Raw genomic sequence first — 25846 nt, 5'->3', positions numbered from 1 at the left:
CTCAATGATTTTTTTCCCTTCATAGAAACAGTTTTAAATTAATAATTAAACAGCACTTATAATAAAATAATGTATACTTACTAATTGCGAAAGATTCCCCCAAATCTTAATATCCACAATTCTCACCCCACTATTGAATTAACGCATATTGCTTTTAAAACTATTACAAATATCTACAAAAAGATGAATTACGCAAGAAATTCAATATGTTATACAATACATAAAAAAAATAATGAAACAAACACCAAATAAACACAAAACAATGCGGCTATTGCAAAATATTTAACAATTCAATTAACTTATTAATTTCGAAAACACCATTATCCACGCCCAAAATTCCATTTTTCGTATAATTTTTAATGAACTTTGGGTTAAAATAAATTGCATTAATACCATTATTTACTGCCCCCATTACATCAACTTCCCAGTCGTCGCCAATCATTAATGACTTTGTTTTTCTTGCATTGGTGGAAGTGATTGCATAGTCAAAGATTTCACGTCCAGGTTTAGGAGTCTTCACCTCTTCTGAGATAAAGACCTTCTCAAAAAAAGAAGCAAGGCCGGAGTTTTGCATTTTCTTGTGCTGGACCTCCGAGAATCCATTTGTTATGATAAAAAGTCTGTACCTCCGCGCCTTAAGCGCCGATAAAACATCCAGCGCCCCATCCACCAGCATGGTCTGCTGCGGCATCACTCCCAAGTAATGATCATTCATTTGAACAGCGTCAATTCCTTCAATACTTAAATCATCAAATGTTGCCTGAAAACGCTGCCGCTTCAATTCGTTTTTGTGAATTTCCTTTTTTCGGTACTGTTGCCACAAGCGATCGTTGTGCGCAGAATAGGTATTAAAAAACTCGTCAAAATCAAGTCCTCGACCATCCAAGTTGAAATAAAGAAAAGTTTCGTAAATGGCCTGACGGGAATTTAGACAAAAATCCCACAATGTATTGTCGAGATCAAAAAACAGATGGGTGTACTTTTTATTCATAAAACGAATTTGTGAATCTCACCCAATATAACAACAGCATTCCGAAATGCTACGATTTCCCCTCCAAAACAATAACAATCTCACCTTTGGGCGGGTGATCGGTATAATATTCTGCCAATTCGGTTACACTTCCCCGCTTAACTTCCTCAAACATCTTACTCAACTCCCGGCACACACAGGCCTTGCGCTCATCGCCCAAATACTCGGCAAATTGCCCCAGCGTTTTTACCAGCCGAAACGGCGACTCGTAAAAAACCATGGTACGGGCTTCTTCCGCTAATGCTTTCAACCGGGTTTGACGGCCTTTTTTTTGCGGCAGAAAACCTTCGAAAACAAACCGTTCGGTAGGCAAACCAGAAACAGCCAGTGCCGGAACCAAGGCTGTTGGCCCCGGCAAACATTCTACTTCAATCTCTTTTTCGACACAGGCTCTCACCAGTAAAAAACCGGGGTCGGAAATCGCGGGCGTTCCGGCATCTGAGATCAAAGCAATAGTGTTTCCCATCTCAATCTGCGAAACAATGTAAGGCACTGTTTTATGCTCATTAAACTTGTGATGCGAGATCATGTGTTTCTCAATCTCCAGGTGCTTGAGCAGCTTCACCGAAACCCGTGTATCTTCGGCAAGAATCAAGTCGGCCTCCTTTAAAACAGTAATTGCCCTGAGCGTAATATCCTGCAAATTGCCGATAGGAGTGGGAACCAATATTAACTTTCCGGTTTTAGACATTCGCAAACCGCCTTTTTACCAGGTTAACAAACTTCAGACTGGTATCTGTCTTTTTCCACTTATAGTTCAACTGAAGATAGCCCACTGCTTCCTGAATACTTCCCATTTTGTCGAGATCGGTAACAGCTTCAGTAAATCGCTCAGCATTTCCATCGAAAAGCTCACGTATGTACTGATAACGGTCATTTATGCCTATTGCTGCCTGAATACTGCGAACCGGGCTGTTTGAAATTTTATTCTCCAGCTTATTGTTTCCACTTCCCATCAAGTCATTTACCGACTTTTCCTTCAAAAAGCTATCTCCCAACCGCTGACCACCAGCAACTGGCTCTTCGTCCTCATCCATCTCCAATTCATCACTTTCCGGCACTTCCGAAACCTGCGCTCCTTCTTCCTCTAAATTCTCTGTAACCTCAGTGCTGGCATCTGCCTTTTCATCCGAAACAATACTATCGGAAATTACCGGAGCCCCCAGGTCTGACAGCTCTCCTTTTTCTTCATTTTCTTCTGCTACCTCTTCCGTTTCGTCAGATCCAAATTCTTCATCATGCAAATTATCAGGAATTACGGGCGACGGGACTGACCGGTCGAGTTCTTCCCGATGTTTGGCCCACTGTCCGGTTTTCTTCAGAAACTGATTTTCCTTTTCGCTTAAAATCTGGATGATCTGTTTCGCTCCGGCGAAGCGACTTTGTATAAATTCGACCTCAAAATTATCGAAGCCGTTTTTCCCTTTTTCTGCAAAGATTTCTTCTATCTCAGCTATGTCTTTGTATAAAAATTTGAGCAGTTTTTTATTTTCCATTCTCGAAGAACTTAGGTTTAAATTATACTTTTGTAAAAGTAGTAAAATCTGAAAGAGTAACGCGGAATGTTTATCGAAAGAGATGTAAACAACCACAAAAAAGTGGGCACCATTGAAGTTGTTGCCGGTTCTATGTTTTCCGGGAAGACCGAAGAGTTGATCCGACGTCTGAAAAGGGCTAAAATTGCCCGGCAAAAAGTAGAAATCTTCAAACCCTCAATGGATGTGCGCTACTCGGTAACCGAAGTGGTTTCACACGATGAAAACACGATCCGTTCAACACCCGTTGAGAACTCGGCCAACATCCTTCTTCTCTCAGGCGATGTGGATGTAATAGGTATCGACGAAGCCCAATTTTTTGACAACGGGCTCGTAGATGTTGTCATAAAACTGGCCGACATGGGAATCCGTGTCATTATTGCCGGACTCGACATGGATTTTAAAGGTAAACCTTTTGGCCCCATACCGGGTCTGATGGCGGTTGCCGACTATGTAACAAAGGTTCATGCCATTTGTGTCCGCTGCGGAAGCATCGCGCAATTCTCGCACCGGCTTTCGGAAAAAGAGCAGGTAGTTCTTCTGGGAGAAAAAGACATTTACGAACCGCTTTGCAGAAGTTGCTACAACAAAGCAAAAAAATAGTAATGCTGGATTTATCGCTTCACGAAATAGCGCAGGCGGTTGGCGGAAAGCTGCTAATGTCTCCGTCGTTTACACCGCCAGTTATCTCAAGTTTAGCTACCGACAGCCGAACCGTTCACCGGGGAGAAAACTCGCTGTTTGTGGCTTTAAAAGGGCCGGTTTACAACGCACACAACTATATTCCGGAGCTCATAAAGAAAGGCATCCGGGCATTTCTTGTTTCAGAAGAACCCAAGCCCAGTATCGATGCAGCTTTTATTTGGGTGAACGATACCACGCTTGCCCTTCAGAAACTGGCAGCCCATAACCGAAAGCAGTTTTCTTACCCGGTAATTGGCATAACAGGCAGCAACGGAAAAACCATCGTCAAGGAATGGCTCCACGATTTACTTTCGGACGGGCATAAGATCGTGCGAAGTCCAAAGAGCTACAACTCCCAGGTAGGAGTCCCTCTCTCGGTTCTTTTGATGGACGATCATTTTGACCTGGCCATTTTTGAAGCAGGAATATCGCAACCCGGCGAAATGCAACATTTGGCTCCGGTTATTTCTCCGGAAATCGGAATCCTGACCAACATCGGCGATGCACACCAGGAGTTCTTTTCATCGCTCGAAGAAAAACTCCAGGAAAAACTAGTGCTTTTTACCGGTGCCAAAAAACTGGTCTGCCGCATAGACGAGGACTGGATTTACACGCAAGCAGCTGATTTCTGCAAAGAAAATAAGATCGAACCCATTTTCTGGAGCATTGAGAACCAGCATACTGATTTGAATTTCAGCTTAAAAAAGAATACAAGGCAAACTGAAATAAGTGGCAACTACCAAGGCCGGTCTTTTTCATTTGCGATTCCCTTCGTCAACGACTCAGCAATAGAAAATGCCTGCCATTGCGCAGCTGCATTGCTGGCTTTACAACAAAACCCCGCTGATTTCAGGGAAACCTTCAGCCAACTGCAACCCGTTGCCATGCGCCTCGAACTCAAACAGGGCATCAACAACTGCACGATCATTAACGACTTTTACAACTCCGACCTTAACTCGCTAAGCATTGCGTTGTCGGTATTAAAACAACAGGCAGTAAGCGCTCAGCAAAAAAAGGTATTGATCCTTTCCGACATTCTCCAAACCGGGCTATCAAAAAAAGAGCTTTACAGCAAAGTAAATAGCCTGCTCGAAGAGTGGGAAATCGATCAGCTGATCGGTATCGGAGCAGAGATTTCGAAGCACAGAAATTGTTTCTCCGTCAAAACCACCCTTTTTAGCGATTACAAAGAGTTTGAAGCCGGGTTCAACCGCCAGGCTTTTCAATCGTCGGCCATACTGATAAAAGGCGCCCGTCGTTTTCGTTTTGAACGGATTTCGGGACTATTACAGCAAAAAGCACATCAAACGGTTTTGGAGATCAGTGTCAATGCGCTGGTTCACAACCTGAATATTTTCCGCAAACGACTTCGGCCTGAAACCAAAATCATGGTGATGGTGAAGGCCTTTTCATACGGAAGCGGAGACATTGAGGTCGCACGTGTGCTTCAACACCAAAATGTAGATTACCTGGCAGTGGCAGTGGCCGACGAAGGAGTGCGCCTGCGAAACGCTGGAATTTCAGTGCCGGTAATCGTTATGAATCCCGAACAGGACAGTTTTCAAAACATGATCGACTTTGGGCTGGAACCTAATATATACAGCATTGAACTGCTTCGAAACTTTGCACAAAACGTATCGGCAGCCGGTATACAAAGCTTCGCGGCTCACCTGAAAATTGACACCGGAATGAACCGGCTTGGATTTAAATCGAGTGAAGAAATATCGGAAGCATGCGAATTCCTCAAAAATTCCGATGCATTAAAAATCAAGTCAGTTTTTTCTCATCTGGCTGGGAGCGATGAAGCGGCACTCGACAATTTCACTCAATCTCAATTCGAAAAATTTGACCGGGCTTTTGACCAAATTTCATCCGCTCTCCCCTATCACATTGATCGCCACATTCTGAATTCGGCCGGAATTGAACGATTTCCACAGAAACAATACGAAATGGTCCGGCTGGGCATTGGTCTGTATGGCGTTTCGCTCACCGGACTTCCGGTGCAAAACATGGGCACATTGAAAAGCACTGTTTCGCAGATAAAAACAGCCGGAAGCGACGAAACCGTAGGCTACAACCGTAAAGGCAAGCTCGACTCAGAAAGCCGGATTGCCATTGTTCCCATTGGCTATGCCGACGGTATGAACCGCAAACTGGGAAACCGAAACGGCGTAGCTTTTATAAAAGGCCAGCGTGTTCCGATTGTAGGAAATATTTGCATGGACATGCTGATGCTGGATGTCACCGGAACAAGCGCCGAAGTGGGTGATACGGTCGAGTTTTTTGGCCCGCACATTCCGATCACGGAACTGGCTGAAAAAATCGGCACCATTCCGTATGAAATTTTAACAGGAATCTCGCAACGAGTAAAACGTATTTACTTGCAGGAATAAAAAATGCCAGCCGGTAAAACCAACTGGCATTTCTGTTAAATATCTTTATCAATTTGTTAGCCCAGCTTACTGATACGTTCCAAACGATGCGCATCCAAAATCTTGATTTTCCGGCCATCGATCGCAATTACCTTCTCGCTCGCAAAGGTCGATAAGGTCCGGATGGCATTCGAGGTGGTCATGTTCGAAAGATTGGCAATATCTTCACGCGAAAGATAAGCACGCAAAGTAAAACCATCGTTTTCATAACCGTATTTATCTTTCAGCAAAATCAGCGATTCGGCCAGCCTCCCCCTAATATGTTTTTGGGTTAAAGTAACTGTACGGGCATTGGAAAATCCCAATTCCTTACACAGTTTGCGAATCATACGCATAGAAAAATCGGGGTTCTTAAGCGCATAGTTAAAAATGAATTCACCACCAATGGTACAAATCGTAGATTCTTCAAGCGTTACTGCTGACGCAATGTGATTTTCTTCTCCCAACAAGGCACGATAACCAATCAATCCCATTGGCTTGGCCATACGGATGATTTGTTCCCTGCCGCCAACACCTTCCTTGAAAATCTTTACTTTGCCGTTTATCAGAATCATAAAGCCCGTGGGCTTGTCACCCTCTTTAAAAACAAACTCATTCTTTTTATAATGAGACAAAGAAATATGGTGCTGTAATTCTTCTTTTTCGTCTTGAGTTAAAAGATAAAATATCGATTTTGGGCTATCAATAATATCCTTTACTCCCAATTCTGAATTTAACATATAACCGCCTGCATGTTTTATAGCATCAAAGCTAAAAAAAATTGCGAGATTAAAATATCCACTATCGGTTATTTTATATCCATTCCAAATTAATACAACAAGATTTTCGGGCAATTATTTACTCTTAAACACATTACAAGGCCAATCTTTCTGTTGCACTATCTGCCTTCTTAATCTGCCGGGCACAACTGCTTTACCCCACTTAACAAGATATCAAACTTATGACAAGAAAAATTCAACAATAAGAAAGAGTAGACAACCCAAAATCACACAAACACTCAGCAAAATCTACAACTCAAAAAATGAAACATAAAGTGCACGCTGCTCCTTTTTATTGTACTAATTTGCGTGCAACAAATTCTGTTAAACATGCACTATACAAAAGATTACGTAGCCTTAAAAGACCTTTTTGAATCCGCTGAATCCAACAAAACTTATGATACTATTGAACTAAATGAGGCGCACTTTATTTCCCATTCCTACCAGATTCTGCCAGGTACAGAAGAATACCACTGCGACTCTCACCACCAAAAGCTGAAAAGCAATTTTTCTTTTTTCACCGAAATAGGAACCCTGGAAGACCACGTCCACATCAAGGATATTTTTGTGGAAGAAAATCAGCAATTTAATTACCAGATACTTTCTCCCAAAGGAGTAAAAAAAGCCCAAAAAGTTACGTTCCTTTTTCACGGGTTCAACGAAAAAAAGTGGGACAAATACCTCCCATGGGCAAAGGCCATTTGCGAAGGAACCGGAAGCACGGTTGTTCTTTTCCCCATTGCGTTCCACATGCAGCGGGCACCGCTTTACTGGAGCAGTAAAAAAGAAATGTATCAACTCAGCGAACTTCGCAAACAAAGATTCCCGAACATCGTAAACTCCACGCTATCGAACGTGGCCATCAGTATGCGCTTGCACTCCATGCCGCAGCGTTTTATCTGGTCGGGACTGCAAACCTATTACGATGTCATTCAACTGATTGAAGACTGCAAGCAAGGCAATCATCCCTGCATCGACAAAGATTTTGAGTTCAATATATTCGCCTACTCCATCGGGGGCTTCCTGGCTCAAATCCTAAAACTTACCAACCATAAAAATTATTTCGATCGTTCGAAAGTAGGACTTTTTTGCAGTGGGGCTGCTTTTAACCGCATATCACCGGTATCGCGTTTTATTCTCGACAGCGAGGCCAACGTTGCCTTGTATTCGTTTCTGGTTGAACACTTTGACAAAATCGTTCAAAAAGATAACCTGCTCCATCATTACATAAAAGAAAACCACCCCGAAGGAATTGTATTTTATTCGATGCTTGACTTTCAGCGAATGAGGGATTTCAGGGAGGAACTTTTGCGAAAATACGAAGATCAGTTTTTTGCGGTTTCACTACGGAAAGACGATGTTATTCCGCCTTTTGAAATCATGAATACACTGAACGGCGCCTTTCGCGACATCAAAATAAAGGTGGAGAACATGGATTTTGAACATGCTTACACACATGAAAATCCTTTTCCATCCCATCCGAAGGAAGCAGCATTAATCAACAAAAATTTTGACGAGGTCTTTGATAAAGTTTGCCGCTTTTTTAACGGCTAGCCCAGGTTCAATTTTTCAGGCAGATCAATACCGTGCTACCAGTGGCATTTTACGGCCAAAGCCAAATGCTTTTGAGCTGATCCTTAAAATAGGTGCGGCCTGGAAACGCTTGTACTCGTTCATGTTCACCATCCGGATTACCCGGCGAACAACAGCCTCATCAAATCCAAGCGCGGTAATCTCCAGCGGCGATTTATTCAGCTCGATGTAGTTGAACAGCATCGCGTCCAGGTCTTCGTAATCAGGCAGCGAATCCGAGTCCTTCTGATCGGGACGTAATTCGGCTGACGGTGGTTTAACAATTGAATTTTCCGGAATAATCTCACCGTCCTTGTTCATAAAACGCGAGAGTTTATACACGTCGAGTTTATACACATCACCCAACACCGCAAGACCTCCGTTCATGTCACCGTAAAGCGTGCCGTAACCTACCGCACATTCACTTTTGTTGGTAGTGTTTAACAGAATGTGGCCAAACTTATTCGAAATCGCCATCATATAAATTCCACGGGCCCGCGCCTGTAGGTTTTCTTCGGTTACATCGGGCGGGCAGCCTTCGAACAACGGCGCCAGTTCTTTTTCAAACGCATCCACCGCCTCCTGGATATGGACAATATCATATCTTATTCCCAGGTTTTCAGCCAAAACACGCGCATCCTCCACACTGTGTTCCGAAGAATATTTTGAAGGCAACAGCAGTACCCGAACATTTTCGGCACCCAGTGCACGCACAGCCAAAACAACGGTAACTGCCGAGTCGATTCCACCCGACAAACCAAGCGTTGCCTGTTTGAATCCCATTTTTTGAAAATAATCCCTGATCCCCAATACCAGTGCATCGTGGATCTTTTCAATGTAACCGGCCTCGGGCTGTAGTTCCTTGCCGCCCCGGCTACCGGTATCGATCAGTAAAAAGTCTTCCTCAAAATATTTCAGTTCTTTTACAATCTCACCGGTTTCATCAATAAAAACCGAACCACCGTCAAAAATCAATTCGGTTTGCGCACCAACCTGGTTGCAATACAGAATCGGGGTTTTATAATCCCGCGCCTTGGAAATCAATACGTTTTTGCGCCATCCTTCCTGATTGTAAGAGAAAGGCGATGCGGAAAGATTCACCATAAAATCCGGATCGAAACGCGACAACTCTTCCATGGGCGAAACATTGTAAAGCTTGTCTTTCCCAAATTCATTGGCTGTTGGTTGCTCGTCCCACAGATCTTCGCAAATGGTAATCGCAATTTTCTCGCCCTTGTAATGAACCACATCGAATGTACTGTTGGGCTCGAAATGACGGTATTCATCAAAAATATCGTAAGTCGGCAACAGCGTTTTGTTATGCACACTTTGAATCTTTCCATCGGCCAGGAAGAAAGCAGAGTTGTACAAATTTTTCCCCTGTTCGTGCACATTGATGCGCGGCGCTCCCACCACAGCTGCAATACCAACACAGTGTTTCGCGATTTCATTCACAGCGGCTTCTGCTTTGTGAATAAACTCCTTTTTCTCCAGAAGATCGTGCGGATAATAACCGGTAACCGAAAGCTCGGAGAACACCACAAGGTCAGCGCCTGACGATTTGGCTTTGGTGATCGCATCAACAATTTTTTGCGCATTTCCTTCAAAATCACCGATCGTATAATTCAACTGGGCAAGTGCAACTTTCATTCCTCTAGTTTAACGTTTAGGACTCGAAGTTTAAAACAAGCTCCAAACTTTAAGTCCGTAACAATGTTAATTGCAAAAGTTCAATTTTTAGTTCAATTTCGCAATATTATAACGAGACGCACGTAATGATTTAAATTTCATGTAAAATGAGGAGATTCAGATTCTATTCTTTGTTAGTTTTGTTGGTGCTTGTTTTTATGGCCTGTCAGCGCAATCCGTTAAAAGTGGATATTTCAAACATTGATTCGGAGGTTGAGGTGGTGCGTTTTGGCGAAACACTGCAAAACCTGGAAGGAAAAGACACCCTGGCGACGATTGCGGAGTTGAGTAACCAATACCCCGAGTTTTTTAATCTTTTTACCTACCGGATAATTCGTGTAGGCGGCATGGGAGATGAATATTTTGAAGATTACATGAAAACCTTTTTGGCTGACACGATGATCAACGAGGTAAGATCGGCAGTTGATGATGAGTTTAAAGATTTCGCCAAACTGGAAAAGCAGCTAAAAAAGGCATTTAAATACTACGCGTTTCATTTCCCCGAGAAAGAACTGCCAACTATCTACACTTATGTCTCTGGCTTTAATCAGTCGGTGGTAACCGCAGAAAACATCATCGGAATCAGCCTTGACAAATACCTCGGGCGTGAGTGCCAGTTTTACAAAGAATTAGAAACCACGCCACGCTACAAGGCAATGAACATGTACAAAGAAAGAATTCTCCCGGACGTTGCATACGCGTGGGCCATTACTGAATTTGAGGATGAAAATTCGGCGACAAACCTGCTTAGCCAGATGGTTCAGAAAGGAAAAATGATGTACATGGTTGACGCCATGTTACCCAACGTAAAAGACACCGTAAAAATTGGCTACACAGGCGCCCAGCTTAAGTGGTGCAAAATGAACGAAGCTTCGATGTGGACCTACCTGATTGAGAACAAAATGTTGTATTCGTCGAAACGGATGGACATTGTTCGCTATATCAACGATGCTCCCAGCACCAGTGGTTTTCCAATTGAATCGCCGGGGCGCACCGGCGTTTGGCTGGGGTGGCAAATTGTAAGACTTTACATGAAAAAACACCCTGAAATTACGCTTCAGGAATTAATGAAAAACAAAGATTACCAGCAGATACTAAACGATTCAGGGTACAACCCGGAATAATTAGCCTCCAGATCAATCTTCGCCTCACGAACCTGGAACTTCGATTAAATTACATTGTGATTTCGTATGAAAACCTGTTTTCAGGGTCATTTCATTCGAACATAGACTGAAAGTACCGGATGTGCACCTGAATTCAGCCTGCCCGATTCCCTTATAAAAAGCGAGTCATTTCGAACCTCGTAGGTGTTTCGCAGCTGAACTCCGTCGTTCATCACAAGAGCTACGGTATCGTTCAGAATTTCGCCGCTGGTCAGAATCCTTCCTTCTTCGTTAAAAACCATTACACGGCTTTTTATCGCTTCCAAAATCCGTTTCTGCCCGTTTTCGGGATAAATCCGATAGTTCGTAACACCGGCAAATGATTCGACCCACTCCCAGCTCCCGTGAATACGAACCAAATTATCTTCCTTTACTTTCCAGAAATTCTCAACTTTTACAGCACCGACAATAAGCGGCAGCAATAAAAGCAACAGGGAGGTTTTTAATGCACCTGAATTCATTATTGATGGGTTTAAAAAATAAGCGTCCTACCAATAGATTCGTTTTTTAGGCAAAAGGTTGCGCCATTCTTTGACCTTTTTTAGAGAATCATCCACAACCTGTTGATTATAAGCATTTACATTGTATTCTTTTTTTAATCAAAAAAAGCCCGGAAAGTAAACTTCCCGGGCTTCGTATTTTATTTACTGCAGCAACTAATCAGTTACCAAAATTTTAATATTCCGGAACCAAACATCATCACCGTGATCCTGCAAGCCGATTACGCCTTCTTTGGCAATGTTTGCCCAGTCAGGATTCAAGCCAGGGAATTTTGAGCCCTTTACCAGTTCGTTCCAGTCGTCGGTCCACAAGTGGTATTCAACCACTGTTTTTCCGTTCATGCGGTGCCACACACTGCCTCTGTACACTTCAATTTCAATCTGGTTCCACTCGCCTGCCGGTTTGGCATTTTGCGGAACAGCAGGAATAAGGTCGTACAACGAGCTGGCCATGCGGTTACCGTCTTTTCCTGCACGTGCATCCGGATGTCTTTCGTTATCCAACACCTGGCACTCAGGAGCCGTTTTGTAAATAGGCCATCCCGGAGTTTCTTTTCCTAAATAAAAAATACCTGAATTTCCCCCGGGAGAAATTTTCCATTCCAGTTTCAAGCGGAAGTTTGAATATTCTTTGGTTGTAATAATATCTCCACCGTCTTTGGCTCCGGCTTCACCGGCACCTGAGCCTTTAAAATGTAAAGTTCCGTCAACAACCTCCCAGGCTGTTGGAAAATGGTCTTTGTTATTACCTTTCCAGCCATTGGTTGTTTTTCCGTCGAACAACAAAACCCAGCCCTCTTCTTTTTCTTTTTTGCTAAGTTGGTTTACTCCGGCAGAACCTCCGGTTTTTGAGCTTTTACAAGAAATCGTAAAAACAAATGCCACTGCTAACAAGCAGGCAAAAAATCTTCTCATTGGATAAAAATTTAATTGGTTAAAGATTAAAATTCTTGCCACCGGTTTCCCGGTAACACCACAAAAATATCAAAAACTAAGCTTGTCAGTCAGAAAAAAACAAATTTTAATCCAAATACAATTTAAAGACTTTTGATCGCCACATTTTCAAAACAACTTTTGTAAATTCGGATAATATTGCAATTATCCAATAGAAAAATTCATTATGAGTGATTCAAAAAAGCAAAAAAAGATCGGCATTCTGACGGCCGGAGGAGATTGCCCTGGCTTGAATGCAGCCATTCGGGGAGTGGGAAAAACCGCTATTGTGGAGTATGGCATGGAAGTCCTGGGGTTTAATGCCGGCTATACCGGATTGATCAATAGCGACTACATTGAATTAAAAGAATCAAAACTCTCGGGCATTTTAACCCTGGGAGGCACTATACTTGGCACCTCGCGCGAGAAGCCTTATAAACTCGTTAAAGAAGACGGCGGCGAAAACGACAAGCCTGAAAAGATTATTGAAACGTACGAAAACCTGGGGCTCGACTGCGTGGTTTGTATCGGTGGAAACGGCACCATGAAAACAGCCAACCTGCTTTCGAAAGAAGGGCTCAATGTGATAGGTATTCCCAAGACCATCGACAACGACGTTTGGGGTACCGATGTTACTTTTGGTTTTGATTCGGCGGTTCAGATTGCCACCGAAGCCATGGACCGGCTGCATACAACTGCCAACTCCCACCAACGGGTAATGATCATCGAAATCATGGGCCACCATGCCGGCTGGCTGGCGTTGTACTCGGGCGTTGCCGGCGGAGGCGATATTATTTTGCTGCCGGAACTGGAATACAACATCCGCTCGGTTTGCAAAAAAATTGAAAGCCGCTACGAAGACAACAAGCCTTACTCCATTGTAGTTGTGGCAGAAGGCATTGAACACCCCAAAAACAAGTCGGCTGCATCGCACATTGCCGAATCCATTCAAACATACACCGGAATTGAAACCCGCGAAACCGTACTGGGTTACATTCAACGGGGAGGCTCGCCCACACCAATGGACCGGATTTTGGCCACTCGTTACGGATCGTTTGCTGCACAGTGTATTGCCGAAGGGAAATTTGGGACAATGGTAGCCGTTAAAGACAACGATTTAACTACGGTACCGCTGGAAGATGTGGGCGGGAAACTACGCCTTGTGGATAAAGACCATCCGCTGATTTCCAAAGCCCGGAAAATGGGTGTTTCTTTTGGGGACGAATTCTTGTAAAAGAGAAAAATTACATACAAAAAGTAATCTCATAAACGTTCTCCGAAAACCGGAGGACGTTTTTTACAAAGGCAGGTGAACCACCTTTTTGGTATCAAAAAATTCTTCGGTAAAATAAGCCGATAAATCCTGTACAAACACCCTTTTCCGAAACGGCTTCAGCTCTTCAGTTAAATCGCCACCTTTCAGGTAAATAATTCCGTTTGGCAAAGCATTTATTTGTTTTTTGGATACGTTCTTCTGCACCCACGGAACAAACTCGGGCAAACGGGTAACAGCCCTGCTAACTACAAAATCGTATTTATCGGTCAGTTGCTCGGCGCGAATTTGGTCTGCTGTTACATTTTTCAAACCCAGCCCATCAGCCACATTCTGCACCACCTTTATTTTTTTCCCGATAGAATCCACCAAATGAAATTGTACCTCCGGAAACATGATCGCCAAAGGAATTCCAGGAAATCCACCACCCGTACCGACGTCCAGTATTTTCGTCCCCTTATTAAACCGGATCAGTTTTGCAATTCCCAGCGAATGCAATACATGCCGTTCGTAAAACTCTGAGAAATCCTTTCTTGAAATCACATTAATCTGTGCATTCCACTCGGCATACAAAGGTTCCAGTTGCCGGAAGAGAGTAATCTGCTGATCGCTTAATCCGAAAAAATATTTTAACAGAATATCCATAAAATCGTTAATCTCGTTGACCAATCTCGGTACTTTCAATCATTTTAAAAAGCATTTCCCGCGCCCTGAATAACTGGGCCTTTACCGTACCCAGCGGCAAAGCTAATTCTTTTGCGATTTCTTCGTACGAATACTCTTTAAAATAACGCAACTCAACCAGGATTTGATAACGTGGCTTTAATTTTCGAACTACGTTCCGAAGCAGAATGGCTTTTTGCTGCCTGATCAAGCGTTCTTCCGGATCGGGGTCTTTTGATTTAAGTTTGAGTGGCTCGTTATTCTCGTTCTGGTCTTTGTTCTCGATCGAAACCTGCACACCTTTTTTCTTTCGAAGAAAATCGATGCAATTGTTGGAGGCGATTTTGAACAACCAGGTGCTAAAAGCATAGGTGGGCGAATACTGATGAAGGCTTTTAAAAGCTTTGCCAAAAGCTTCCAGCGTTAAATCCTCCGCATCACTGCGGTTATTCACCATTTTCAGAAGCATGAAATAAATGGCGTCTTTGTATCGGTTTAACAGCCGGGCAAAAGCTTTTTCGTCACCCGTTAAAGCGGTCTTGACGAGTTCGTAATCCTGACGGGCTTTGTCCGATAATATTACACCTTTATCCTCCATTTGCTTCGGCGTGCCGACTGGTTAAAATACCACTTGTAAAAAGTCTTGAAATAAGGCATTAACCAACCGTACACTAACGAAGATAGGAATATTTTACGTTCCTTCAAACGGTTTAAGGTGATTTTCAGAAGGATAAGATGTAACATAATTTTAATCCCGGCCAGTGCCACAAAAAGGGGCCACAGATCAAAATAAAAAACAAACAGCACAATCAGCAAAGGCGTGTACAACAAATTGGTAAGCGTATCGAAGCCCAGCAAGGTTCTTTTCCAGGCGGGCAAATACTTTTCGATTCTGAAACTTCGGTTGAGCAAATTGTAAAAATCGTCGCGGTTTGTCTCTACCTCTTTTGTAATACAGGTGTTTTCATTGAACAATAACACCGTTTTCTTCTTTGTGATAAACTGGTTAATGATCAACTCCAGGTTGGCATACGCTTCTTTTGTTTTCTGACCATATCCGCCGAGTTTAAAATATTCTTCCTTTCGGAAAGCCACGTTATCTTCAAAATATACAAAAGGAATACCGTTGGCCACATATCCCACGCTGCGTAACTGCTGCAAAAAGTTTTCGGTACGGTATAGCAAATTGAAGTACCCCGGCTTGCGTTGAATTCCTGAATATCCCATCATTACATTCCGGTTATCGGTGGTTGTGTTTACCGAAAAACCGTTGATCCAGTCTTTCCCCACTGCCGTAGTTTCGATGGGCAAAGTAAGCACCCATTCGTGCTGAGCGGCCTTTAATGCAATGTTCTGCGCCAGCTTTACCGAAAAGCGAGTTTCTTCGTTAAGCGATGAAAAGTGAAAATTCGGGTAATGTTTAAAACTCCCCAATACAGTAAAAGTATTATCGAGCGAATAATCATCCACCACGACGACTTCGTAACAGTCGTCTTTAATCCCAAGTAATTGGGGCAACAGTTTTCGCAGGTTATCCTCCTCGTTCCTGACGGTCAGAAATACAGTAATGGGTTGCCTGGCTTTCTGGTTGACAATTACTTCTTTCCGGCTGCTAAATACCACCCGCGCCGAAAAAAACAGCAGGTAGTAAAAGCGGCAAAGAAAAACAAACAAAAAAATGCCAGGAACGATCCAATCTGTAACCGACATCCCGTTCAGGCTATCCAGAATCGCTTGTTTCATGCAGAAAATTAATTCGGTAAATCAAAATCATTGCTAAGGGCAAATGTGGGAATTTAAAAAGAATCAGGCTTGAAATCTGCCCGATATTTATTTACATGAATTAGTTTTTATTAACAAGGGCACTATTCTCTATGTCCTTTCAATTAAAGTTAAATATCTATATTTGCCCATCAATTTAAGGTGAATGAATTTTCTGTTAGAAAAAACTACTGATAACTCACGGGCCAGAGCGGGTGTAATTACCACCGACCACGGAAAAATAGAAACTCCGATTTTTATGCCGGTTGGTACTGCCGGATCGGTTAAAGGAATCCATACACGCGATATCAGGGATGATATAAAAGCTGAAATCATCCTTGGAAATACCTATCATTTATACCTCCGGCCGGGGATTGACGTGATTGAAAAAGCAGGCGGGTTACACAAGTTCAATGGCTGGGACCGCCCCATACTGACCGACAGCGGAGGCTTCCAGGTTTTTTCGCTGGGAGACCTGCGAAAACTCACCGAAGAGGGTGCGCGCTTTCAGTCGCACATCGATGGTTCGTATCATCAGTTCACTCCGGAAAGTGTGATGGACATCCAGCGTTCGATCGGGGCCGATATTATGATGGCATTCGATGAGTGTACTCCCGGAGATGCCGATTACGATTATGCAAAAAAATCAATGGAGCTTACCCGGCGCTGGCTCGACCGCTGTTTCAAACGATTTAACAGCACCGAACCTAAGTACGGCTACTCGCAGTCGCTTTTCCCGATCGTACAGGGAGCAACTTATGCTGATCTGCGCAGGCAATCAGTGGCGCATGTCCGTAATTTTGATGCCAACGGTTACGCCATTGGGGGCTTGTCGGTGGGAGAAACCGAAGAAGAAATGTACGAAATGACCGAAGTGGTAACTGCCGATCTGCCGCAAGACAAACCGCGTTACCTGATGGGAGTTGGTACACCCGTAAATATACTGGAAGGCATACACCGGGGGGTAGATATGTTCGATTGTGTGATGCCAACCCGCAACGGCCGCAACGGCATGTTGTTCACAAGCGAAGGCATCATCAACATCCGCAATCAGAAATGGGAAAACGACCATTCTCCCATCGATCCGAACGGGACTTCGTTTGTTGACCAGTATTCAAAAGCTTATCTTCGTCACCTGGTTATTTCGAAAGAAATGCTGGGAGCTCAAATCGCCAGCCAGCACAACCTGGCTTTTTATCTTTGGCTGGTAAAAACTGCCCGAGAAAAAATTCTGGGCGGCGATTTTGTTAGCTGGAAAAACGAAATGGTGCTTAAATTAAAACACAGACTGTAGGTGAAGATGAAGTGGTATAAAACAATTGATTTTTATATTACCTGGAAATACCTGGGTACATTTTTTTATGCCATTGCATTAATACTCAGCATTGCCATTGTTTTTGACATTTCTGAAAACCTGGATGAATTCCTCTCCAAGGAAATTCCGACAAAAGATATTATTGTTGATTACTACCTGAATTTCATCCCCTACTTTGCCAACCTTTTCAGCCCGCTGTTTACGTTTATTGCGGTTATTTATTTTACCTCAAAAATGGCGTACAACACCGAAATTATTGCCATTTTAAGCAGCGGTGTTTCCTTTTCGCGCTTTATGCGCCCCTACCTGGTTTCGGCACTGATTATCGGGATTTTTTCCTTTTTACTGGGTAATTTTATTATTCCGCCAGCCAATAAAACCATGATCGGCTTCCGCGAAAAATATATAAAATCAAACACAGTAAATACAGAGCATAACATTCATCGCCAGATTGAACCGGGGGTTTATATTTATATGAAGAGTTTTAGCAACAATGTTGGCAGACCTTTCACCCTCGAAAAATTTGAAGACGGTAAACTGAAAGAGAAACTGACGGCCCGAAGCATTAGCTGGAAAGAAGAAACTCAAAAATGGGTCATCAACAATTACTCGAAACGGGTGATTTATGATGATCATGAAGATTTGAGCAAAGGTTACCAGATCGATACAACATTGAGTATGACTCCGCAGGATTTTGTGGTCATGAAAAACGAAATGGAAACGTACACAACTCCCAATCTCCTGAAAGAGATAAAACTCATGAAAATGAGGGGAATCAACTACGTGGAATGGGAGCTGGAAAAACACCGAAGAATTGCCAACCCGTTTTCGACTTTTATTTTAACGGTTATCGGCATGAGCCTGGCATCGCGTAAAATAAAAGGAGGACTAGGATTGCACCTTGGAATCGGTCTATTGCTGGCTTTCTCGTACATTCTTTTTATGCAAATTTCAACCGTTTTTGCCATTAGCGGAAGCACGCCTCCTTTTGTGGCTATTTGGATTCCCAACCTGTGTTATGCAGTAATTGCTTTCTTTGTTTACCGTTGGGCGGCTAAATAGTTTTGCCAATTCTGCACCGCTTTAGAAACAAGGTATTCGAACAATTTTCAAACAAAGAATACTATAATTCGAACAATTCGAACCTCACTATGTGAATTTACGTAGTACATAATTGCATTTACAAATGGCAATTGAAAAAAATTATAATTTTGCTTTCGCTTATTAAAAAAGACCCGGAATCTTAGGGTTAATTTATAACTTAAAAAAAACTTTATGTCACTAAGAAGCAACGTACTTGATCTTCGCAAAAGAAAGAAAGAAGTACAAAAAGGTGGTGGAGATAAAGCCATTGAGAAACAAGCTGCAATGGGGAAACTGACTGCACGGGAACGTATCCTCGCATTGCTCGATAAAAACTCATTTCACGAATACGATCTGTTTGTTGAACACGCAGCCAAAGATTTTGGCATGGAAGGCAAGACCCTTCATGGAGACGGTGTGATCATCGGAACAGGAACTATTTACAATAAACCGGTATGTATTTTTGCCCAGGACTTCACGGTTGCCGGAGGTTCGCTGGGATTGATGCACGCCCGTAAGATCACCAAAATTATGGACCACGCTCTGAAAATGAGGGTTCCGTTAATTGGGATCAACGACTCCGGTGGTGCACGTATCCAGGAAGGTGTAAACTCGCTTGCCGGTTATGGCGAAATCTTTTTCCGCAATACTCTGGCCTCGGGTGTGATTCCTCAGATTTCGGTAATTCTCGGTCCTTGTGCCGGCGGTGCTGTGTATTCTCCGGCCCTTACCGACTTCGTATTTGTGGTAGAAAATATTTCTAAAATGTTTATTACCGGCCCGTCTGTAATTAAATCGGTACTGGGCGAAGAAATTTCGATGGAAGAACTGGGCGGAGCCAAAGTTCACGCCGAAATTACAGGTAACGCACATTTTTATGCTGAAACGGAACTGGAATGTTTTGAGCAAATCAAAACCCTGATCAGTTACATCCCAAGAAGCAACCTGAAAAAAGCGCTTGCCCATAAACCAAAAGCACCTTTAAAAGGAAAAGCCATCGACGATATCGTTCCGGTAGATCCAAGGATTCCTTACGATATGCGCGAACTGATCAAGAGCATTACCGACGGGTCTGAATTCTTTGAAGTAATGGAAGGATTTGCGCCCAACATCATTATTGGTTTTGGTAGAATGGACGGAGAAACTGTAGGTTTTGTGGCCAACCAGCCGATGGTACTTGCAGGGGTTCTTGACTGCGACAGCTCGGATAAAGCAGCCCGTTTCATCCGCTACTGCGATGCTTTCAACATTCCGATTGTGACCATGGAAGACCTGCCAGGCTACCTGCCGGGTGTTGACCAGGAGCATGCCGGAGTTATCCGTCACGGAGCCAAAATTCTTTATGCATACAGTGAGGCTACCGTTCCGAAAATCACCGTTATTGTTCGCAAGGCATACGGAGGTGGTTACATTGCCATGAACTCGCGCCACCTGCGTGCTGACTTTGTGTTTGCTTGGCCAACCGCCGAAATTGCAGTAATGGGACCGGAAGGAGCCGCCAACATTGTATTCCGGAAAGAAATCTCGGAAGCGGAGAATCCGGAACAAATGCGTCAGCTAAAAATTCAGGAATACAAAGAGAAATTCGCCAACCCTTATGTAGCAGCTGCACAGGGTTATATCGACGAAGTTATTGAACCGGGAGAAACCCGTTCGCGTATCTTACATGCACTACAGGTTTCTGAAAACAAAACGGCTTCCATGCCTAACAAAAAACATGGAATTCCACCGTTTTAATCGTAAAATTCTACCAAATGGAAGATCAAAAAGAGCTTAAAAACCTGATTATACAGGGGGCGGTTTACAAGACGACCTATACTAAAAAATTTGAGAACAGGGAAAATTATGAAACGCCCAACGAGAATCTTATTTACTCGTTCATCCCGGGAACCATTGTGGACATTTTTGTAAAAACAAACCAAAAGGTAAAAGAAGGCGAAACGCTTCTGCTGCTGGAAGCCATGAAAATGGAAAACCAGGTGCGCATGCCTTTTGATGGCGTGATTGTAAAAATCCACATAAAGAAAGACGAAATTATTCCGAAACGCCACCTGATGCTTGAAATCAAACCGGCGTAAACGAAGCTAAAAGCATAAAAAAAACCGCAGAAGGATTCCTTTTGCGGTTTTTTTGTAAATAATATTTAGCTTCGATCCGACTTATGAACTTTAGATTACTTCTACTCATTGCTTTTTTCGGCTCCTTTGGTCTGCTTTCAGCACAGGAAACAGGCAATCCATGCCGCAGATCTACCGAAGGAAAAGAGTTTTGGTTTGGTTTTATGGAAAGCCGGAATTACCATAATGGTCACTACCTCGAAGTTACTGTAACTGCCCGCGAAAAAACCAACATTACCATCACCGTTGGCGAGGATGCTAATGGCTCAAACGTATACTCAAAATCACTCGCCGTAAATGCCAATAGTTCGATACAGATACAACTCCCCTGGGAGACTGTGGAAGCAATTGGTTCAGAAGAAATTCAACGAAAAGGGATTCACCTGGTTTCTGAAAAACCGGTAAATGTTTACGCCCTTAACTGGGACCAAAATTCTGCCGATGTTGCTGTTATTTACCCCGTTGAATCATTGGGGAAAGAATATTATGCCATGTGTTACGAGCCCGACATTGACCTGAACAATCCCACCAAAGGCAATGGTCGTAACAGCGAGTTTCTGATTGTTGCAGCGGAAGATTCAACCTTAATAGCAATAACCCCCTCAAAAATTACGGACAAACTCAGGCCAAAAGATTCTACTTTCACAGTAACACTGAATAGAGGCCAGATATTTCAGGTTCAATCAGAAAATGAAGTAAATACCGGAGACCAGGGACAGGGAGACTTAACCGGGAGCTTTATAAATTCAAGCAAACCTATTGCTTTTTATTCCGGCTCACTGAGCACCCGTGTTCCGACAGGAAAGTGCTGCTGGGACCATCTGTACGAACAAATCCCACCCATCCATACATGGGGCCGGGAATATTATGCGGTTCCTTTAAAATCAAGAGAACAGGATCGTTACCGGATCATGGCAGCCTACGACAATACAACTGTTTATATTTCAGGACTTGATCCGTTCTCGCTGAATAAAGGGGAATTCAAAGAACTTGTGTTCTATCACAACGACCCCAAAAAGATTTATGGAGATCAGCCAATCATGGTCGCACAGTTCAGTCAATCAAGAGACGTTGACAACAACTATACAAACGGCAATGGAGACCCGTTCATGATTATACTAAGCTCGACCACACAAACAAAAAACGATGTCACTTTTGTTGCTTATAATTCGGATCAGATCGCAAGATACTATGTAAACATTGTTACGCTTACTGAAGAAGTAAATAACATCAGATTTGACGGAAATTCCATTGCAGGAGAATTCCAACCTTTTCCCGACAGCGATTACTCGTTTGCCCAAAAGGAAATTTCAACCGGCACCCATCAAATTGTCAACACCAATAAAAACAGAGGATTTCTGGCCTATGTATACGGCTATGGTGGCGTTGAATCGTATGGTTACGGGGTTGGCTTTAATCTCGATCTGGTACTTGACCTGGGAAAAAGCATCGATTTTAACGGCGATACATTGTTGCTTTGTAATGGCGATTCAAGAATTCTCGATGCCGGTCCTTATTTTGACACTTACACCTGGAATACCGGAGATCAGACGCAACGTATGGAAGTGACTACAGGAGGTAAATATCAGGTTAAAACAACTACGATCGACGGATGCGAACTGGAAGACTCCATATTCGTTTATGTCAGCGCTCCGGATGTTGACTTGAAAATTGATTCTGATGAAGGATGCTCGCCGTACTCGATTGAACTGAATGCTACAAATGAATTTATGAAGTACCTCTGGAAAAATGAGAACAACGATACTTTATCCACTTCCCAAACAATTATGGCCGATAAAACAAGTGAATACCGATTAACTGTTTGGGACAAATTCAATTGTACCGACAAAGATACTTTTAAGTTGGTCGTCTTTCCTGTGCCAGATATTGACCTAAGGGGAGAACATCTATTGTGCAACACAAAACAATGCGATCTAAGCGTTGATATTTCGGGAACACCCGATTATGTATGGAACTACAACAACAGTTTTACCTGGAGTTCAAATGATCCGGGAGTAAAAATTACCAATACAAGCCATAGGCAAGCAAGTATCGATGCTCCGGATTGGGGGCAATACGAAATCTATTACCAATTAACAACCGTTGATGGATGTTCGGTAAAAGACACTTTCGAAATCGGCTTCTATCCCACCCCAACTTCTGAATTTATATTTGTTGACGATCCGAATGATAAATGCAAAGGATATTCTAGAGAAGTAAAATACACCGGGAATGCATCCGAGAATGCGTTGTACTTTTGGGATTATGGTGGTGCCAAACTCATCGATTCGCTTGATTGGAATCATTTTATTGTTTCAGTTGGAGCGTACAATACAAATCCGTACCTCACGCTTTTCGTGGAAGAAAACGGCTGCTGGAGCGACACCACCTCATCCTTACTCGGAGCAAATCCCGATTTTGTATTGGAAACACCCAGATCTCGCGGTTGTGATTCCCTAACCGTTTCTTTTAAAGGAGAACTAAAAGTGGAGGATGCGCTGAGTTTTGAGTGGGATTTTGGAGATGGATCTCCAACCAGCAATATGCAAGCAGTCGAACACCTGTATCAGAATCCGGGATTTTATGATGTAAGCTTGTTAATCACCAACAGTTTATCAGGGTGTCAAATCGGCTTCCAGATCGACAGTATGATCAAGGTTTTCCCCACTCCAACTGCTGAAATAATTGCAGATACAACCACCTGTCATCCGGATTCTACTCAAATTATTTATGTGAACAGTATTGACTCTTCTCTTTGTTTTTGGAGTTTTGAAGGTGCGCATCAGTCAGGTCCGGGAAATGACACCATTACCATGATTCTGGATGAACCTTTTGGCAAAGCAATTTTACACGTAAATGAATTTGGTTGTGTTAGCCAGCCCACCGATTTAACTCTAAAAAGAAAACCAAAATTTGATATTTCAACTTTTGATGAAGAAGGATGTCAACCTTTTTCAACTGAAATCAGAACCACATCACAAGACAACTACATTAATTATACATGGCTGACTGACACCTTGCCTTATCTCACAGGGAATTCACGTTTGTATTATTTCCCCGACTCCGGCCGTTTTGATGTTTCAGTAATGGCCTTATCACAGGAAACCGGATGCCGTGATACCCTGAAAAAAGAAGACTGGATCTGGATACATCCCAAACCGGTTGCAGCGTTTGAAGTAGACTATCCGATAGCCTTACTCGAGCATTCAACTATTACTTATTCAAATTACTCAGAAAGTGCAGATTTTTATAGTTGGGATTTTGGCGACGAAACATCTTCGGTTGAAGAAAACCCGGTACATACTTTTACAAACCTGGGTGAATTCGTTACCCAACTTATTATTGAATCAAAATTTGGATGCAAGGACACAACCGATTTTAGTATCAAAATTTTACCATTTACGGTATTTACCCCCAATGCATTCAGACCCGACAGTGAAATTTCTGAAAACCGGACATTCATGCCGGTTGGTCTTGGAGCAGACGAAAATAATTTCAATTTAAAAATATTTGATCGCTGGGGACAACTTGTTTTTGAGTCCCATTCTCCGAATGCGCCCTGGGATGGCAGCAGCAGAAAAGGAGGAAAAGCTCCAATGGGGAATTACATCTGGATAGCTCATTATAAAGACATCCAGGGTTTTGATCACGAGCCAAAAGGGCAGGTACTGCTGATACGCTAAGTATCACATTTCTCCGAATTCGTCGTAATACTGCTCATAAAACGGAAGCCGGCTTTTTCTTTTGTTCTCACGCAACAGAAACACAAGTGAGACCTCGCTTGTTCCACCAGAGTTTCCGGCCAATCCTGATACCGTAAAATCGTAACTATAAGTAAACTGCCACCTACTCCTAACAAATCCGACCAATAAAATAACAGCGTCGTATCGCAACCCGAAGTTTTGGCGAAACCAGGTACCAACGGCAATCCCTCGTTTGGTAGCAAACAATCCGTAATTGAATTGCTGAAAATCGCCCTGTTTCTGTACAATCACCTGCGGAGAGATATCAAACTTTTTCCGAAGATGCCCATGCAAATACACGGGGAGCCTTGCACCAAAGTGCCCAGTATATTTCCTGTTTAGCCTGGATCCTGACAGTTCACCGGAAGAGTGGCTGTGGTAGGGCTCCGACAAATGGTTTATTGAAACCCCGGCAAAATAGCGTTCACTGTAGACCAAGGCACCCGTTCCAAAATCCCAAAATGAATAATTCGGATCTGTTAAGTATGCCAATTCTCCTGAAACGCCATGATTCCCACTAACAATATCTACGTTATCAGCAAATACCAATTCACTCACACGCAAAGAATTCTGGTTAAATCCAGCTTGAATACCAACATTCATCACAAAATCTTCACTAAGGGGAACAAAAACCGAATAAGCTGCATTTATCTGGTAAGCGTTCAGTGCACCGTCAGCCTGCAGGTCATTCAAAAAATACACTCCAACGCCCCCTCTCAGTCTGGGCACAGGAACATCAACACAGGCCGTGTAACTGGTAAAAGCATTATCAAATGCATGCCACTGATTCCGATATTGCACTGCTATTCGGGGCACTCCCATGGTTCCTGCAAATGCGGGATTTAGATACAACGGATTGGCATAAAACTGGGAAAAAGAAACATCCTGTCCTGCCAAAGAAAATGAGGTTAAAAATAAAACGTAAAACAGGATATTGAGTTTTAGCCTTGACACAGTTCGGTTTTTCTTTCGTTCGCAAATATATATTTTAAAAGGTGCTTATTATAAAAGACCCCAAACAAAAAGGGCTGTCAATTACTGACAACCCCTAAAATTCAAATAAAACTAATCGCGTTCTTTAACTTATATCTTCCAATATGTGTTGTTCATCATCCAGTCTTCTAGTGCTAACTCACCTTCGGTTTCGGTGGCTGCCAGGTAGGCAAGCTCCCATGCTTTTTGATCCGTCATCCAGCTTTCCACTTTCAATTCTGCTTCAGCTTCGCGAGCAGTACCGGGTGCTGCCTGTACGTTCCAAACGTGCTCGTCAGTCATCCAGTTTTCAATCTGCAGCGAAGTTTCAGTCAATGCTTCATGGCCCGAGGCTTTTGCTTTGTTTTCGTGTGCATTCACATTTCCGGTAAAAATTATGATCGCGAAAATGGCTATTGCAGCTAAGTGATTCATTCTAGTTTTCATCTTTCTTCTTGTTAATTGTTTTCTTTCTGTTGTTTTCTGTTTGCCTTCTTTAAGGTCTTTTTTCTGTTTCTGTCTTCAGTTTAATAGACTATTTACGGATACAAAGGTTACACCCTTCGTTGTTAAAAAGAATAAAAAAAATGTTAATGAAATCCTAAGGTCGGCGAAAAGCCAAA

At 42.9% G+C, this 25846-nt stretch carries 22 protein-coding genes; 10 read left to right on the top strand and 12 right to left on the bottom strand.

What is annotated here, in order from left to right:
• Nucleotides 1-268: 268 nt before the first annotated feature.
• From D1614_RS17050 to D1614_RS17040, 3 genes are read right to left on the bottom strand one after another with little or no spacing between them, the layout of a single operon-like run.
• Nucleotides 269-991, bottom strand: coding sequence for a YjjG family noncanonical pyrimidine nucleotidase (locus D1614_RS17050; protein WP_119439183.1), 723 nt, complete (start codon nucleotides 989-991; stop codon nucleotides 269-271).
• Nucleotides 992-1040: 49 nt separating this feature from the next.
• On the bottom strand, nucleotides 1041-1721 hold the full coding sequence (rsmI, locus tag D1614_RS17045; protein WP_119439182.1) for a 16S rRNA (cytidine(1402)-2'-O)-methyltransferase: 681 nt from the start codon (nucleotides 1719-1721) through the stop codon (nucleotides 1041-1043).
• Nucleotides 1714-2526 carry a DUF8457 domain-containing protein gene (locus D1614_RS17040; RefSeq protein ID WP_119439181.1) on the bottom strand — a complete coding sequence of 271 codons (813 nt, stop codon included), beginning with the start codon at nucleotides 2524-2526 and terminating at the stop codon, nucleotides 1714-1716. The genes rsmI and D1614_RS17040 overlap by 8 nt, the downstream gene beginning before the upstream one ends.
• A 66-nt stretch (nucleotides 2527-2592) precedes the next feature.
• On the opposite strand from D1614_RS17040, the gene D1614_RS17035 reads away from it, so the two are divergent.
• Nucleotides 2593-3168 (top strand): thymidine kinase, encoded by a 576-nt coding sequence (locus tag D1614_RS17035; protein ID WP_119439180.1) that lies wholly within the window; start codon nucleotides 2593-2595, stop codon nucleotides 3166-3168.
• A 2-nt stretch (nucleotides 3169-3170) separates the two neighbouring features.
• Nucleotides 3171-5642 (top strand): bifunctional UDP-N-acetylmuramoyl-tripeptide:D-alanyl-D-alanine ligase/alanine racemase, encoded by a 2472-nt coding sequence (locus D1614_RS17030; protein ID WP_119439179.1) that lies wholly within the window; start codon nucleotides 3171-3173, stop codon nucleotides 5640-5642.
• Between the two features lie 56 nt (nucleotides 5643-5698).
• On the opposite strand, the gene D1614_RS17025 is transcribed toward D1614_RS17030, so the two are convergent.
• Nucleotides 5699-6400: a Crp/Fnr family transcriptional regulator gene (locus tag D1614_RS17025; RefSeq protein WP_119439230.1), complete on the bottom strand. Its 702-nt coding sequence runs from the start codon at nucleotides 6398-6400 to the stop codon at nucleotides 5699-5701.
• Between the two features lie 369 nt (nucleotides 6401-6769).
• Between D1614_RS17025 and D1614_RS17020 the strand changes: the two genes are divergently transcribed.
• Nucleotides 6770-7993 carry a DUF6051 family protein gene (locus tag D1614_RS17020; RefSeq protein ID WP_119439178.1) on the top strand — a complete coding sequence of 408 codons (1224 nt, stop codon included), beginning with the start codon at nucleotides 6770-6772 and terminating at the stop codon, nucleotides 7991-7993.
• A gap of 24 nt (nucleotides 7994-8017) precedes the next feature.
• Here the strand turns inward: D1614_RS17020 and D1614_RS17015 are convergent, their stop codons facing one another.
• Complete coding sequence (locus tag D1614_RS17015) at nucleotides 8018-9661, bottom strand: NAD+ synthase (RefSeq protein ID WP_119439177.1); 1644 nt, start codon at nucleotides 9659-9661, stop codon at nucleotides 8018-8020.
• 146 nt (nucleotides 9662-9807) lie between these two features.
• On the opposite strand from D1614_RS17015, the gene gldB reads away from it, so the two are divergent.
• Nucleotides 9808-10824 carry a gliding motility lipoprotein GldB gene (gene gldB / locus D1614_RS17010; protein ID WP_119439176.1) on the top strand — a complete coding sequence of 339 codons (1017 nt, stop codon included), beginning with the start codon at nucleotides 9808-9810 and terminating at the stop codon, nucleotides 10822-10824.
• An 86-nt stretch (nucleotides 10825-10910) separates the two neighbouring features.
• On the opposite strand, the gene D1614_RS17005 is transcribed toward gldB, so the two are convergent.
• Both D1614_RS17005 and D1614_RS17000 read right to left on the bottom strand, forming a co-directional pair.
• Nucleotides 10911-11324 carry a hypothetical protein gene (locus D1614_RS17005; RefSeq protein WP_119439175.1) on the bottom strand — a complete coding sequence of 138 codons (414 nt, stop codon included), beginning with the start codon at nucleotides 11322-11324 and terminating at the stop codon, nucleotides 10911-10913.
• Nucleotides 11325-11519: 195 nt separating this feature from the next.
• On the bottom strand, nucleotides 11520-12278 hold the full coding sequence (locus D1614_RS17000; protein WP_119439174.1) for a 3-keto-disaccharide hydrolase: 759 nt from the start codon (nucleotides 12276-12278) through the stop codon (nucleotides 11520-11522).
• Between the two features lie 205 nt (nucleotides 12279-12483).
• On the opposite strand from D1614_RS17000, the gene D1614_RS16995 reads away from it, so the two are divergent.
• The gene (locus tag D1614_RS16995; protein ID WP_119439173.1) at nucleotides 12484-13530 is read left to right on the top strand and encodes a 6-phosphofructokinase; all 1047 of its coding nucleotides are present in this window, start codon (nucleotides 12484-12486) and stop codon (nucleotides 13528-13530) included.
• A gap of 63 nt (nucleotides 13531-13593) precedes the next feature.
• Here D1614_RS16995 and rsmG read toward each other — a convergent pair whose 3' ends face one another.
• The 3 genes from rsmG to D1614_RS16980 are packed head-to-tail and all read right to left on the bottom strand — an operon-like array spanning nucleotide 13594 to nucleotide 15975.
• On the bottom strand, nucleotides 13594-14253 hold the full coding sequence (gene rsmG / locus D1614_RS16990) for a 16S rRNA (guanine(527)-N(7))-methyltransferase RsmG (RefSeq protein ID WP_241558128.1): 660 nt from the start codon (nucleotides 14251-14253) through the stop codon (nucleotides 13594-13596).
• The gene (locus tag D1614_RS16985) at nucleotides 14222-14830 is read right to left on the bottom strand and encodes an RNA polymerase sigma factor (protein WP_119439172.1); all 609 of its coding nucleotides are present in this window, start codon (nucleotides 14828-14830) and stop codon (nucleotides 14222-14224) included. The genes rsmG and D1614_RS16985 overlap by 32 nt, the downstream gene beginning before the upstream one ends.
• A complete protein-coding gene (locus tag D1614_RS16980) occupies nucleotides 14812-15975 on the bottom strand; it encodes a glycosyltransferase (RefSeq protein ID WP_119439171.1) in 1164 nt (387 codons plus the stop codon). The genes D1614_RS16985 and D1614_RS16980 overlap by 19 nt, the downstream gene beginning before the upstream one ends.
• 184 nt (nucleotides 15976-16159) lie before the next feature.
• Between D1614_RS16980 and tgt the strand changes: the two genes are divergently transcribed.
• The 5 genes from tgt (at nucleotide 16160) to D1614_RS16955 (ending at nucleotide 24191) form a co-directional block, all read left to right on the top strand.
• Nucleotides 16160-17287 carry a tRNA guanosine(34) transglycosylase Tgt gene (gene tgt / locus D1614_RS16975; RefSeq protein ID WP_119439170.1) on the top strand — a complete coding sequence of 376 codons (1128 nt, stop codon included), beginning with the start codon at nucleotides 16160-16162 and terminating at the stop codon, nucleotides 17285-17287.
• A gap of 6 nt (nucleotides 17288-17293) precedes the next feature.
• Nucleotides 17294-18370 (top strand): LptF/LptG family permease, encoded by a 1077-nt coding sequence (locus tag D1614_RS16970; RefSeq protein WP_119439169.1) that lies wholly within the window; start codon nucleotides 17294-17296, stop codon nucleotides 18368-18370.
• A 213-nt stretch (nucleotides 18371-18583) separates the two neighbouring features.
• On the top strand, nucleotides 18584-20128 hold the full coding sequence (locus tag D1614_RS16965; RefSeq protein ID WP_119439168.1) for an acyl-CoA carboxylase subunit beta: 1545 nt from the start codon (nucleotides 18584-18586) through the stop codon (nucleotides 20126-20128).
• A gap of 17 nt (nucleotides 20129-20145) precedes the next feature.
• Nucleotides 20146-20469, top strand: coding sequence for an acyl-CoA carboxylase biotin carboxyl carrier protein subunit (locus D1614_RS16960; protein WP_119439167.1), 324 nt, complete (start codon nucleotides 20146-20148; stop codon nucleotides 20467-20469).
• Between the two features lie 83 nt (nucleotides 20470-20552).
• Nucleotides 20553-24191: a PKD domain-containing protein gene (locus D1614_RS16955; RefSeq protein WP_119439166.1), complete on the top strand. Its 3639-nt coding sequence runs from the start codon at nucleotides 20553-20555 to the stop codon at nucleotides 24189-24191.
• A gap of 3 nt (nucleotides 24192-24194) precedes the next feature.
• On the opposite strand, the gene D1614_RS16950 is transcribed toward D1614_RS16955, so the two are convergent.
• Both D1614_RS16950 and D1614_RS16945 read right to left on the bottom strand, forming a co-directional pair.
• A complete protein-coding gene (locus tag D1614_RS16950; RefSeq protein WP_262707224.1) occupies nucleotides 24195-25205 on the bottom strand; it encodes a PorP/SprF family type IX secretion system membrane protein in 1011 nt (336 codons plus the stop codon).
• A 129-nt stretch (nucleotides 25206-25334) separates the two neighbouring features.
• The gene (locus tag D1614_RS16945) at nucleotides 25335-25670 is read right to left on the bottom strand and encodes a hypothetical protein (RefSeq protein WP_147384292.1); all 336 of its coding nucleotides are present in this window, start codon (nucleotides 25668-25670) and stop codon (nucleotides 25335-25337) included.
• Nucleotides 25671-25846 lie beyond the last annotated feature (176 nt).

Origin of the sequence: Maribellus luteus, assembly GCF_003576475.1 — a bacterium.
Classification (GTDB): domain Bacteria; phylum Bacteroidota; class Bacteroidia; order Bacteroidales; family Prolixibacteraceae; genus Draconibacterium; species Draconibacterium luteum.
The sequence above is the reverse complement of the archived record's forward strand: the minus strand, read 5'-3'. Positions and strand labels throughout refer to the sequence as shown.